Annotated in this window: 12 protein-coding genes and 1 tRNA gene; 5 read left to right on the top strand and 8 right to left on the bottom strand. The window is 61.9% G+C overall.

Translation table 11 applies throughout. From position 1 onward, the window contains the following. Nucleotides 1–21: 21 nt before the first annotated feature. Nucleotides 22–1497, top strand: coding sequence for an amidase (locus tag DW352_RS23050; protein WP_115693520.1), 1476 nt, complete (start codon nucleotides 22–24; stop codon nucleotides 1495–1497). Here the strand turns inward: DW352_RS23050 and DW352_RS23045 are convergent. From DW352_RS23045 to DW352_RS23020, 6 genes are all read right to left on the bottom strand, one after another. Further along, complete coding sequence (locus tag DW352_RS23045; RefSeq protein ID WP_210209884.1) at nucleotides 1494–2000, bottom strand: MarR family winged helix-turn-helix transcriptional regulator; 507 nt, start codon at nucleotides 1998–2000, stop codon at nucleotides 1494–1496. The two genes, DW352_RS23050 and DW352_RS23045, sit on opposite strands and share 4 nt — an antisense overlap. A gap of 167 nt (nucleotides 2001–2167) precedes the next feature. Continuing rightward, entirely contained in the window at nucleotides 2168–3160 is a 993-nt protein-coding gene (locus DW352_RS23040; RefSeq protein WP_115694566.1) for a PDR/VanB family oxidoreductase, read from the bottom strand. Between the two features lie 46 nt (nucleotides 3161–3206). After that, nucleotides 3207–4241 (bottom strand): aromatic ring-hydroxylating dioxygenase subunit alpha, encoded by a 1035-nt coding sequence (locus DW352_RS23035; RefSeq protein WP_115693518.1) that lies wholly within the window; start codon nucleotides 4239–4241, stop codon nucleotides 3207–3209. A 77-nt stretch (nucleotides 4242–4318) separates the two neighbouring features. Further along, nucleotides 4319–5644: a TRAP transporter large permease gene (locus DW352_RS23030; RefSeq protein ID WP_115693517.1), complete on the bottom strand. Its 1326-nt coding sequence runs from the start codon at nucleotides 5642–5644 to the stop codon at nucleotides 4319–4321. A 9-nt stretch (nucleotides 5645–5653) separates the two neighbouring features. Continuing rightward, on the bottom strand, nucleotides 5654–6139 hold the full coding sequence (locus tag DW352_RS23025; protein WP_162827140.1) for a TRAP transporter small permease: 486 nt from the start codon (nucleotides 6137–6139) through the stop codon (nucleotides 5654–5656). A 50-nt stretch (nucleotides 6140–6189) separates the two neighbouring features. Beyond that, nucleotides 6190–7257, bottom strand: coding sequence for a TRAP transporter substrate-binding protein (locus tag DW352_RS23020; RefSeq protein ID WP_115693515.1), 1068 nt, complete (start codon nucleotides 7255–7257; stop codon nucleotides 6190–6192). A gap of 351 nt (nucleotides 7258–7608) precedes the next feature. Here DW352_RS23020 and DW352_RS23015 point away from each other — a divergent pair, with 351 nt between their 5' ends. From DW352_RS23015 to DW352_RS23000, 4 genes are all read left to right on the top strand, one after another. Next, on the top strand, nucleotides 7609–8559 hold the full coding sequence (locus tag DW352_RS23015) for a LysR family transcriptional regulator (protein WP_115693514.1): 951 nt from the start codon (nucleotides 7609–7611) through the stop codon (nucleotides 8557–8559). A 120-nt stretch (nucleotides 8560–8679) separates the two neighbouring features. Continuing rightward, a complete protein-coding gene (locus DW352_RS23010; RefSeq protein ID WP_115693513.1) occupies nucleotides 8680–9888 on the top strand; it encodes a Rieske 2Fe-2S domain-containing protein in 1209 nt (402 codons plus the stop codon). Between the two features lie 103 nt (nucleotides 9889–9991). After that, nucleotides 9992–10981 (top strand): Bug family tripartite tricarboxylate transporter substrate binding protein, encoded by a 990-nt coding sequence (locus tag DW352_RS23005; RefSeq protein ID WP_115693512.1) that lies wholly within the window; start codon nucleotides 9992–9994, stop codon nucleotides 10979–10981. 474 nt (nucleotides 10982–11455) lie between these two features. After that, on the top strand, nucleotides 11456–12373 hold the full coding sequence (locus DW352_RS23000; RefSeq protein ID WP_115693511.1) for a dienelactone hydrolase family protein: 918 nt from the start codon (nucleotides 11456–11458) through the stop codon (nucleotides 12371–12373). Nucleotides 12374–12571: 198 nt separating this feature from the next. Here the strand turns inward: DW352_RS23000 and DW352_RS22995 are convergent. Then, nucleotides 12572–12646 (bottom strand) — tRNA-Val (locus DW352_RS22995). Between the two features lie 67 nt (nucleotides 12647–12713). Beyond that, nucleotides 12714–13073, bottom strand: coding sequence for a cell cycle two-component system response regulator CpdR (cpdR, locus tag DW352_RS22990; protein WP_115693510.1), 360 nt, complete (start codon nucleotides 13071–13073; stop codon nucleotides 12714–12716). Nucleotides 13074–13129: the final 56 nt, after the last annotated feature.

The following is a 13129-nucleotide window of genomic DNA, read 5'->3' as shown; positions in this document are numbered from 1 at the left end:
TTTGCCGTTTAGAGTCAAACAATGCCGCCGCCTTTGAGGTACGAAAGCTGGTCCCCACAACGCTATCCGATCACAGGATGTCAGATGCCTCACGACGATGTCGCGCAGAAATCCGCCTCGGAAATGAGCAGGCTGCTTGAACAGAAGCAGGTCAGCGCGCTCGAGATTGTCGATGCGGTTCTGGCGCGCAATGCGCGACTGCATCCGGCTCTGAATGCCTGCATCGACGTCGATGCCGATGCCGCGCGCGCCGCCGCCCGCCAATCCGATCGACGGCGGCGAGACGCGCGTTCGCTCGGTCCCCTCGACGGAATTCCGGTCACCGTCAAAGACAACCTCGCCGTTAAGGGCATGAAAGCCACCTGGGGCAGCAAAGCCCTCGCGCATCGGATCGCGCCGCACGATGACCCTTCCGTTGCGCTGTTGCGCGCGGCTGGCGCAGTGATCTGGGCGAAAACAAATCTGCCCGAGCTCGCACTTGCCGGCGTCACCGACAACGAGCTGTTCGGCGCAACCCGAAATCCTTGGGATACGAGTCTGACGCCAGGCGGATCGAGCGGCGGAGCCGCGGCTGCGCTTGCGGCCGGCATTGGCCCGTTGGCGCTGGCCACCGACGCCGGCGGCTCCGCCCGGCGGCCGGCGGCCTACACCGGCACGGTCGGATTGCGTCCCTCAAACGGCATGATCCCGCGCGGCAGCTTCTTCCCCACCACGACGTCAGACTGCCAGGTCGTCGCGCCGATGGCCCGCAGCATCGCCGACATCCGTATGACTCTCGACGTTCTCGCCGCGCCGCACGTCAACGACCGTACGTCGTCGACGAGCCTTCTGCCCGCGGCAACGCGCCCCCCCAGCGATAGACCGCTGCGCATCCTTTACTTTAGTGCGGTCGGCAGCAGTCCCGTTGATGACCGAATCGCGGCCGCGCTCGACACGGCCGCCGGTCGTCTCTCGGACATGGGGCACGACGTGATTAGCGACGCGGCGCCATTCTCGCTCGAGGAAATAGAGGCCATCTGGTCGGCCCTTATCGGCGCCGGCACCGCCGCGGCCGTCACGGCGAGCGCACTGCCGCTCGCCGAGTTGACGCCGACCATCCGAGGCTTGGTCGATCGCGGAACAAAGCTTTCGGCCGCCCAATATGTCGAGGCCATCGAGAGCATCAACCGCATCAGGCGGCAGTTCGACGAACTCTTCGAACGCTATGACGTCCTTCTTTCGCCCACCTCGCCGTGCTTCCCCTGGAGCACGACCGAGCCCTATCCCAAGGTCATCGGCGGCAAAGATGCCGGACCGCGGGGCGCCGCGACTTTTCTGCCATTCGTCAATGTCGCCGGCATCCCAGCCATCAGCCTCCCGATCGGCGACATCGAAACGCCTCTTCCGGTTGGGATGCAGCTTGCCGCGGCGTTCGGCGCCGACCGATCCTTGCTCCGGCTTGCCGAAGCGATCGAGGCCCGGCACCCCTGGCCCGCCACTGCCCCGGCCTTCGCCTAGGCGCGCTTTGCGGTCGAAGGCCGCCGCTGTGGCTGCCGCACCGGCTTGAAAGTGCCTGAATCGATGTTGTGCCTAATCTTGCGCAGAACGTTGCGGAGAACCTTGAACTCCTCCTCGGTCACGTCCTTGAGCGCGAAGTCGTTGATTTGGCGCAGCATGGGAAGAATTCGCGAACCGATGCGACGTCCCGCGTCGGTCAGGAAGATGCGCATACGGCGCTTGTCCTTCTTGTCTTCCTTGATCGAAACGTAGCCGTCTCGCTCCATGGCGCGCAGCGCCGTCACGGTCGTCGGCTGCATCATGCCAACGCGTTCGCTCAACTCCTTCTGCGTCAGACCGTCCTCCTCGAAGAGGACACGCAGGAAGTACCACATCCCGTAGGCGAACCCCTCGGCCGCGACGCATTCCCGGAAAAGCGGCTTTAGCCTGCGCTCAGTAACTGTGATCATGAATCCGACGCTGTCATCGAGCTTGTACTCGAGGACCCGACGCGCGGGGTTCAAGGTGCGGGACTTTGCCATCCTGTGTACGGTCCGATGTTCGGCCCGAACAACATGGACATATCTCGATGTCACGTTGACGCGCCCTGTCGTTCTTTTACCCGCCAGGTTTCCCCGCTGACAAGACGCTTAAGCCCGACTGCAAAGAAAACCCCGAGCTTGTCACCGCGTCAAATATCGAGCACGAGCCGCGCGGTCTTGGCCCGAGAACAACACGCCGCAAGCTGCGCATTGGCGGCCTTCTCGTTGTCTGTCAGAAAGCTGTCGCGATGGTCGGGAATGCCCTCGATCACGTCGAGCAGGCAGGTGCCGCACACACCCTGTTCACACGAGAGCGGCACGGCCACCCCTGCCCGCGTCAACGCTTCCGCGATCGACACGCCGGGGCCGACCGTAACGGTCACCCCACTCCGTTGCGCCGTCACGGTAAAGGCATCGCCCGCCTGATCGACTGTCGCTGCAAAGCGTTCCAGGTGGATGTTGTCGGAAGGCCAGCCCGCAGCCAGGGCACGACCGACGACGAGATCCATGAAGGCGGCCGGACCGCACAGATAAAGACGCGCTTCATGGCCGCGCGGCTGCAGCACCGAAGCAAGATCGAGTCGTGTCTTCGGGTCATCGTCAGCATGCACTGAAATGCGTCCCATCAACGGGGCCGCGCCGAGCGCTGCCAGCCCCTTGGCCCCATCGGCATTCCGGACGCAATAGTGCAAGTGATAATCGGCCTTCCGACGCTCCAACTCGTGCGCCATGGCCAGAAGGGGCGTGACCCCGATGCCGCCGGCGACAAGAACGAACGGCCCCGCCCCCTCGGCCAATCTGAAGTTGTTGCGCGGCGCACCGATAAAAAGCCGCTCACCCTCCGCGACGGCCCAGACCGCCGCGGAGCCACCCCGCGAGGACGCCTCCAACTTTATGGCCAGCCGATAGCACGCGGGGTCCGCCGGATCGCCGCAAAGCGAATACTGACGTACAAGGCCGCCAGTGAGGTGAAGATCGATATGAGCCCCTGCCGCGAAAACCGGCAAATGTCCGCTGTCCCTACGATGCAGATCGAGCAGCACGACGCCATCCGCGACCACCGCACGACGCACGACGACGACCTCGATGAGCCCAGATTGGGCCGCATGGCCGAGAGTGGACGTCGACTGTTCCAAGCTCATAGCAACCATTATTTGCCAAGCTCCAAAGCACCGCCGCTGGGGACGTTCACGCCAACGCCTTCTCTCTGGCGCTGTTGGCCTGCTCCTCGAGCAGCCGCTTAACCGCACGGCGGAACTGGATCGAGCCGGCGTCGAACGTAATGTCAATCGTCGGCGCGTCCGGCATTTCGTCCATCGTGCGCTGTTGCACTTCCAGCACGTCGGCGTCCTCTTGCAGAGTCAGCACCATCTGGCTCTTCAGCATCTCGCCGGCGGCGGCATCGTCGACCTGAAAATTGCGTACTTCGGTCCAGAACATGTGGGCAGACTTGTCCGTTTCCGGCGTGATGCAGTTCAAGTTCCAGCGCTCGATGCCCTCGCTGCGATTGCCCTCGGCGGCGCCGGTGCCGGTTTTGGCGCCACCGACTTCGAGCCACAGATAGCAAGGCGGCGCGGCCGTCACGATTTGCCAACGATCGATGTTGCCGGTCAGCCCGAACTTGGCGAACATCGGCGGCGGCGGAACGTCCATCATCCACCGCGTCACCTTCACCATGTCGCCTTCACGCGTCGTCCGCACCGCCGTGCGCGCGACGTCGACGGTGCCAATGGTCCGTTCGTGCACGTAGGACAGGTGACTCAGGTCGAGAATGTTATCGATGCCGAGCAGGTAGTTTGCCTTCAGGTGCACCCGGTCCCCGAGCGCAGCCCAACCCGGCCGATCGACAATGCCGAAGTCCGGCATGAGCGCGGGATCACCTTTACCCTCGCCCATCCAGAGCCAAATCATGCCCCACCGTTCAATCAGCGGATACGCCTTCACTTTCGCCGCGGCCGGAATCTTGTCTTGACCCGGCATGAACACGCAACGTCCGTCGCGATCGAAAACAAGCCCGTGATAGCCGCACTGCACGTTGTCATCGACCAGTTTGCCGATCGACAGCGGCACGCTCCGGTGACAGCAGCGATCCTCCATCGCGACGGCCTCGCCCGCCTTTGTGCGATAGAGCAAGACCGGCTCATTCAGAATAAGCCGGCGCAGGAGGCCGCGGCCCACCTCTTCCGTCCGCGCGGCGACGTACCAGTGATTTCTGAGGTACATGGTCGGCTCCTAGTTCATTTACATTGATTGCTATCTATTTATCCGCCCGACAAGCCTCTGTCAAAGCACTGCGGGCGTTAGCGCGCGCCGAGCAGAAGCGGCAGCGCGAGCGAGATGATCGGGAAGAAGAACAGCAATGCGATCCGAACGATATCGGACACGATGAACGGCACGACGCCGCGATAGATATCGCGCGTGGCGATGTGGGGAGCCATCGAGCCGATAATCGCTATGTTCAAGCCGACCGGCGGCGTGATCAATCCGAACTCGACCACCACAAGCACCAGCACGCCGAACCACATCTTCATGTGCTCCGGGTCCATACCGAAGTCCATCGTCGACAATATCGGCCAGAAGATCGGCAAGGTGAGCAAGATCATGGACAGGCTATCCATGACGCAGCCGAGGATCAGGTAGATAACCATGATCACGGCAACGACCATGAAGGGAGAGAGCGAGCTTGTGGTGATCCAGTCCGCCGCTTCCATCGATATCCGTGTCAGGGCGAAGAAGGAGTTTAAGAACTCCGCACCGAGAACGATGAGGAAGATCATGGCCGTCGCCGACGCCGTGCGCAGAACAGCTTCGATGAATCCTTCCCAACGCATGCCGCCACGCCATACCGCGACGGCACCCGTACCGAACGCGCCGATGGCCGCAGCTTCGGTCGGCGTGAACCAGCCAAGATAGATGCCGCCGATAACCAGAAAGAAGATCAAGGCGATCGGCCACGTTTCTATGAGAGCTAGCACCCGCTCCCGCCCGCCGATGCGCTCACCGGCCGGACCGGCTTCCGGATTGAGCCAGACATAGACCCGTGTGGCGACGACATAACCGCAAGCCGCCAATAGCCCTGGGATCAAGGCAGCGGCAAACATCGAAACAATGTTGCCCTCGACGATGATCGCGTAGATCACCAGTGCGATCGACGGCGGAATGAGGATGCCGAGTGTTCCGCCGGCCGCAAGAGAACCGGTGGCCAAAGCGGGGCTGTATTTATATCGCGAGAACTCGGGCAGGGAGACGCGAGTCATTGTCGCCGCCGTGGCGAGCGACGAGCCGCAGATCGCGCCGAAGGCAGCACATGCCGCGATCACCGAAATCGCAATGCCGCCCTTGCGGTGCCCGACCATTGCGGCGGCGGCTCTGAACAAGCTTCGGCTCAAGCCGGCGCCAGCCGCGAACTCCCCCATCAGGAGAAACATCGGGATGACAGAGAGGTCATAGGTCGAAAAGCGCCAATAGGTAGCGGTCTTGATATAGTTGAGTGTATTGCCGACGCCGTTGAGGGCGGCGTATCCGCCAAGACCGACCGATATCATCGCCACCCCGATCGGGATGCGCAGGAAGAGCATGACGAGCAGAATGGCGATGCCGATCAGGCCGGTCTCAACGGGCGTCATATGAATCACTTAGATTGAAACGGGGTCACGGCGGCGCAGCGCTGCGATGTCGCAGACTGCGTTGTAGGCGCACACGATCGCCAGAAGGACGAAGACGAGAACCACCACGCTGAACACGGGCCACAGGGGAAGCTTCAGCGTGCTCGTGATATCGCCGCCGTGCCACAAATCGAGACCGCCATCGACCGAACGCCACGCCGCCACGGCGGCGAATGCCCCGAGCAGGACATTGCCGATGGCGCTGCAGAGCGGCATCAATCGCGTGTGATGATCCTTAACCAGAAGATCCACCGCAACGTTCTGCCGCTTGATCTGGCAGTAGGGGAGAAAAAGCAGCGCGGTGACCGCCGTACCGATCTCGATAAGCTCGAAGTCCCCAGGCACGGTGCGCGCCACCAGCACGCGTCCGACGATGCTGGCGACGTCCATCAGGATCATGCCGACAAGCACAACGCCACCGGCCAAGGCAAAGTACAGGCAGAGCGCATTGAGCACACGGCCCGTTCCCTGCAGCGTGGTGGCCGGCGGGGACAGCCACTCTCCGCTCATTGTCCAGCCTTCGGCGAATACTTCGCACCCAACTCTTGTGCCCGTGAAAGCACCTGTTGAGCATTGCCGCCAGCGGCGTCCAGCTTCTTGGCCCAGGCTGCAACCACGCTTTCCGACGCTTGGCGAACCTTCGCAGTCTCTTCCGCCGACAACGTGATGAAGGTCGCACCTCCGTCCTTCGAGGCCTTCATTCCGAGTTGGTCGAAGCGATCCATCACCTCGGCCGCCTTCTTCGACATTTCGATGCCGGTACTATCATCGATCAGTTTCTGCAGATCCGGCGACAGCGACTCGTAACTCTTCTTGTTCATCGCCAGCATGAAGACCGCGGTCGTTGGCCGCTGATCGCCGGCCATCAGGACGTGATAGCGGACAAGACTGTTGAGCTTGATCGACGGCAGGACGTCGAACGGCAGCAACGCACCGTCTATCACGCCACGCGACATCATGGACGACACGTCCGTCAATGTTGTCGCGATGGGCGTGGCGCCAATCGCCTCAAGCATCTCGGTCGAGATCTGACCGGGCGAACGTATTTTTTTCAGCTTGAACTGGTCGAATCGCTCCACGGCGGCGTCCTTCATGTGGATCGCGTTGCCCGCGTGAACGTGAAGCAGCAGAATTTTATAGTCCTTGAAGTCGTCGGCGAGCTCTTTCGGCAACATGTCGCGCAACGCCAGGTTGGTCGCCAGCGTACTGCGATGCGTGAACGGCAGCTCGAACACCTCGGTGCGGGGGAACCGACCCGGCGTCGCGCCGAGCAGCGTCCACACCATATCGACGACGCCGTCCTTGACCTGATCGACAAGTTGCGGCTGCCGGCCACCAAGCTGCATCAGGGGATATATATCGATCTTCAGCTTGCCGCCGGAGGCTTGCGACAAATGATCGGCCCAGGGCTTGAGCAGATGCTGCATGGGCGGCACGCTCAACGGCACGTAAGTGTGCAGCTTCAGCCGAACCTCGTCGGCGCGCAGCTCGGAAGTTGAGCCAGCGACCATGGTGGCCAGCAACGCGAACGCCGTCATGCCGGCCCGCAGCCGACACCAAGTCTCGATAATCATGCAGCTCCCCTAGCCGGCGCGCCTTTTGGAGCGCCAAATTTGCTGATGTTAGTTTTATTCGTAACCGTTCATCGGCATTTACATTGATTGCTATCTAATCTTACGAGGCGCCGGGCTGTCTAGGGTCAAAATTGGGCATGCGCTGCAAAAGATTTCGTCAATGATGGTGCGACGCACAGGTCGGCATTCACATGCCGGCACCAGCAACCGGCGCCCGCGAGCAAGGGCTACAACATGATCTTATGCACGGATGAGAGCCGCGAGGTTCATCGTCCTCGCCGAGGCACTTCAACACTCGGTCGCATCCTCCGATTGCTTCTCAACCCGGATATTGCGGTATAGCGTCGCCCCATGTTGCTCGACGGCATCGATATGACACAGTGGCGGCTGCTTGCTTCGCTGGCGGAGACGAACAATCTGTCCGCTGCAGCGGCAAGGATCGGCATCACTCAATCGGCAGCGAGCCATGCCCTCGCTAAGCTGCGCAAGCAGGTCGGAGACTCGCTCTTCGTGCGCAGCGGCGGCGGTGTAACGCCGACACCCTTCGGCGCACGACTGAGCAAAGCGGCGCAGAAAGGGCTGGAGAGCCTAACGGAAGGCCTTGCAACAGAGCATGGTTTCGACCCTGTCACGGCGACGCGTCGCTTCAATATCTACCTGAACGACGTCGGACAGTTGGCCTTTCTGCCGCAGCTCATATCGCTACTGAGCCGCGAGGCTCCGCGCGCTTCACTGAAGGTTCATCAGGTCCCCACTGAGCGTGCGCGCCACGCGCTTGCTGCGGGCGAGGTGGATCTTGCGATTGGCTTCTTCACCAATCTCACCTCGGGCTTTCATCAAAGCCTGCTCTATAGAGCGCAGTACGTCTGCGTTGCGCGTGCGGAACATCCTTTGTTCCAAGCGGGCATGTCTTTGGCGGCGTTCTTGAATGCCGAGCATGCCATTGCCGATCCGAGCGGCATGGCGCATGCAGTGATTGAACAGGCCCTGCATAAGCACGCGGGACAGCGTTTCGTACAGCTCAACATCCCCGACTTCGTCGTGCTTCCGATGTTGCTCGCGGACTCCGATCTCGTCGCGATCATGCCGGCGGGCCTCGCCAATGCGTTCGCGAAGCGCTTGCCGCTCAACGTCATGCCGTCGCCGATACCGCTGCCGAAGTATGATCTTAAGATTTATTGGCACGAGCGATTTCATCGCGACCCGGCCAACAGGTGGCTGCGTCGAGCATTCGTGAAGCTTTTCCGGGGGAACGGGGCGGTGTGGGAGGGCCGGCGCCGGGAACATGAACCTCGGTCATGAAGCTTATGAGGCCCGCGGATTTGAGCTCCGCCGCCCCGCGCGCATAGCCTCGAGTCATTCCAAAGAACGTCTGCGGCGTCGTCGGCCGCGGCGCCAACACGAACGACGTCAGGGGATCCCATGGCCGAAGCCGCGCAGAACCAGCGCCTTTCCGAACTCGTCCGCGACGTACCCGCGGGCCTGGAGCTTGGTCTCCGGAACTACTGGTACCCGATCATGCACAGCGCCGAACTGCCGCAAGGCCAGCCCGTCGGCCTCACCTGCCTCGGCGAGGACCTCGTCGTCTTCCGCGACTCCAAAGGCGCCCCGCAGGTCCTGTTCGACCGCTGCCCGCACCGCTACGTCAAGCTCTCGATCGGCCGCGTCTTCGGCGACGAATTGCAATGCGCCTATCACGGCCTCCGCTTCGCCGGCTCCGGCGATTGCACGCTGATCCCCTGGGAGCAGCAACCCAATGCGGGCATCCAACAGAAGCTGTGCGTGCGGGCCTACAAGGCGGCGGAAGTCGGCGGCATGGTGTGGGCCTATCTCGGCGACGAGAAAGCCTTTCCGGCGCCGCCGATCGAACAAAGCCTTCCGGAAGAACTCTTCGCCGACGACAAGTTCGTGCACTTCTGGCTGCCGACCGAAGTCTGGGACGCCAACTGGCTGCTCGTCGTGGACGGCAGCGATGCCTATCACGCGGTCACACTGCACGTTGAATCGCAGCAGCACGACGCGGTGATGCAGTATCTCGACAACGATGTCGTCACCCAGCTCAAAGGCAATGACGGCAACGCCAAGCGCGCTTCCATCCCGCTCGCCGACCGGCGCGTCCGCATCGTGGAAACCGACGGTCACGGTCTGCGCGGCATCTCCGTCGACCTCGAGGGCAATCACCTCGAACACGGCCACAAGCTCGCGCCGTTGCGCGGCGAACGGTTCAACCTGCCGGGGCTGATCACCAACGCGTTGCGTCCCGTCGACAATGCCGCGCCATACGTGTCGCGGCTGTTTCAGGTGCCGATCTCCTACACGCAGACGCGCATGTTCCGTTATGCCGCATGGCGCGCGGAGACCGAGAGCGAACGCACACATCTGAAGCAGCATTTCGAAAAGGTCGTGAAGCCGCGGCAACTCAAGACCTCGGCCGAAGATCGGCTGATGGCGTCTGTCGGTGGCGATCTCGTTGAATCGCGCGCCAACGAAATGCTGCTGTCGCCGGATCGCGACATGGTGCGCATTCGCCGCCGCATCGCGGCGGCATTCACGGCACAGAAACTGCAAGGGCGCCGGGCACCGGAGCAGGAAGCGACGCCGAGCCGAGAAACCCTCGTGTTCCCCGTCTAGGTTTCGCGCTTCTTGCATCCGATAAAATGTCCCGGCGCAGAAAGCCGGCGCCGGGGCATCGTCAATCTTGACGCGTCGTTATTTGCAGCGAGGTGCACCCGGTATGAAATCGACCATCATGAGCGCGCGCGGCGCGCTTGCGGCATTCGCCCTGTCGTTCGCGACTCTCTTATCAATTCATGTCGCGCGGGCGGAGACTTATCCGTCGCGCACCATCACTCTTGTCGTTCCCTATAGCGCCGGTACCGGCATCGACATCGCGGCGCGTCTGCTCGCCGACAAGATGCAGCAACGTCTCAAGCAGCCGGTGATCGTTGAAAACCGCGTCGGCGCCGCCGGCAATCTCGGCTCGGCTTTTGTCGCCAAGGCGAAGCCGGATGGCTACACGCTGCTGCTGGTCGCCAATACGCTGGCGATGAGCCCAAGCCTCTACGATCTGTCGTATGACCCGCTCACGAATTTGACGCCGGTCGGCATGCTGCTGCGCGGAGCGCTGGTGCTCGTCGTCAATCGCGACGTAAAGGCCACAAGCACCGCCGAACTGATCGCGCTCGCGAAGAGCGCGCCGGGCACCCTCAATTACGGCTCTCCCGGAACGGGAACGCCGCAACACCTCGCAATGGAACTGCTCAAGTCGGCAACCGGGATCAACGTGGTGCATATCCCTTACAAAGGCGCCGCCGATGCCTTGCTCGGCACCATTCGCGGCGAAAACAGCATGGCCTTCGTGCCGGTCCAGTCGGCGTTGCCCAATCTTGGCGACGGCCGCATCCGCGCGTTGGGCATATCGAGCCCGGTGTCGGCGCCGCAATTGGCGAACGTGCCAACGATCGCGGCGCAAATTCACGATCCCAAGTTCGACGTCGACCTGTGGTACGGACTGTTCGCGCCGGCCGACACGCCGCCGAACATTGTCCGCGCGCTCGGCGCCGAGCTGAATGCTTATGCCGCTGCCCCGGACGTGAAGGAGAGACTTGCCGCGCTCGCCTTGGTGCCTTCCGTATCGAGCCCCGGTGAACTCGAACACACGCTCAAGAGCGATATCGTGCGCTGGGGACAGCTGATCAAAACAGCCGGTATCGCACGGCAGTAGTACCGGCCGGTGCCACGCTTCGATCTGATGGACGCCGCCTTCGGGCGGCGTTTCTTTTTTCTGGCGATTGTTCTGACGAGAATCCCGGAAGCCTTCACGTACTCAATCGGCTTCACCGGTCTGGTGCTTCTCGTTTTCGGCGGTACAATTGGCTGTAATCGATGCTGCAGGCGCTTTGGTCAGCGGCCTCGTCGTTTGCGGGCGCATATTCCCTGGCGCACACCTTTGCCGAGTTGGCCACCTTACGCCCGCTACGCAGCCTTACGGATAGGTCGCGCCACGCAAACCTCCGCCAAGCTTTGGCAGACGCCCGCACATGATATTTGTCAAAGGCAAGCGATGTTCGGATCAGGCAAGCTGACAGCAACGGTAGTCTAGCGGTACCGCCAACGAAAACTTTCAAGCCTCGGCATAGATTGAGGCTGCTGACACATTGCGCACGCGGTCCGGCTGACTGTAATCGGACAAGGCTCGATGTCTCCGATGTCTCCGCGGCTTTTGCTCTTACTCTTACTGCTGGCTTATCCGGCGGCCGGTCAGGATCGCGTCGACTGGCTCTCGGCGAGAATATTGGCTGCCGCTGCCCAAGCGGACGACCTGACCTTTCCTACCGAACCAACAGCGCTGTCGGTCACCAGCCCGCGAATGGGTCTGTACAAGCCAGCGGGCCCCGGTCCATTCCCTGCGATCGTGCTGGCACCGCATTGCAGCGGACTTGGCGTGAACGGCGGCTCGCCTAATCTTTCGATAGGTCGCTGGGCCAAAGAGATGCTCGACCACGGTTACATAGTTTTATTGATCGATTCACAGGGCGCACGCGGCGTCGATAGCACTTGTTTTGAGCCGAAGGGGGCCGTCTATCACGTTCGCGGCGCGCTCGACGTATTACAGGCGACGCAGCATCTACGCACGATCGACTATGTCGACAAAAAGCGGATCGCCGCCGTCGGATTCTCTTGGGGTGCCATGGCGGATCTCATCGCCGCGAGCAAACTCTATCAAACGGCCTTTAAGACTGGCTCGGGCTTCGCCGCCTTTGTGTCGATCTATCCTGCCTGCTTCACGTTTGTGACGCCGCATGGCTCGCCCTACGAGATCGTCTTACGCGATATCAATAGACCGGGGCTCATTCTGCTTGGCGGCGAGGATTTGGAAGCCCCGGCGAGCCAATGCGTCTCGAAACTACAGGCGGCCGAGTGGTCCGGCGCGCCCGTGGAGTGGTACGTATTTCCCCACGCCACGCATTGCTGGGATTGCGCACACCTCGACGGCTATTCGAAAGTCGACTTCCGCGGGAATCGCATCACCTACCGGTTCGACGGCGACGTCACCGCCGATACAAAGCGGCGCATGTTCGCCTTTCTCGACATGGTCTGGGCCGGGCAGAAGTAGTCTAGATCATGCGCCGGCATGACCAGCGAGGCTTACGGCTGCTCTTGATCGTGCCGGCACACACCGGGACGCCAATCACGCCACACGGATGGGAGCTTCGGCTCGACATGGAGCCGGATGCATCCGGTCTGCTTGCGGTGCCGTGTCGCCCTCAGGGCCGAGGGGCATCCAAAATCTTCAAATGTTTCAGATTTTAGATGGTGGGCGCGACAGGGATCGAACCTGTGACCCCTACCATGTCAAGGTAGTGCTCTTCCGCTGAGCTACGCGCCCGAATGGGGACCATTTATCGGCTTGCCGGCCCCGTGGCAAGCGCCGTCCGGTTAAGGACATTCGGCCGTCAGGCGGCCAGCATCTTCTGCACTTCGCTGACCAGTTCGCGCAGGTGCACCGGCTTGGACAGCACCTTGGCCTGCTTCGGCGCATTGGAATCGGCGTTCAGCGCCACCGCAGCGAAGCCGGTGATGAACATGATCTTGATGTCCGGGTCGAGTTCCGAGGCCCGGCGGGCGAGCTCAATTCCGTCCATTTCCGGCATCACGATGTCCGTGAGCAGCAGTTCGAACGGTTCCTCGCGCAGCCGCTGGTAGGCCGACAGGCCGTTATCGTAGGAGGTCACTTCGAATCCGGCGTTCTGCAACGCCTTGACCAGGAAGCGGCGCATATCGGTATCGTCTTCAGCCAGCAGGATTTTGGACATTACTTCTTTCGCCCCAGCCCTGAACTTTTTGCCCCCGGCTCCGACTGTCCCACCAG

This window comes from Pseudolabrys taiwanensis, from assembly GCF_003367395.1.
Classification (GTDB): domain Bacteria; phylum Pseudomonadota; class Alphaproteobacteria; order Rhizobiales; family Xanthobacteraceae; genus Pseudolabrys; species Pseudolabrys taiwanensis.
This window is presented reverse-complemented; position numbering and strand designations above follow the sequence as displayed.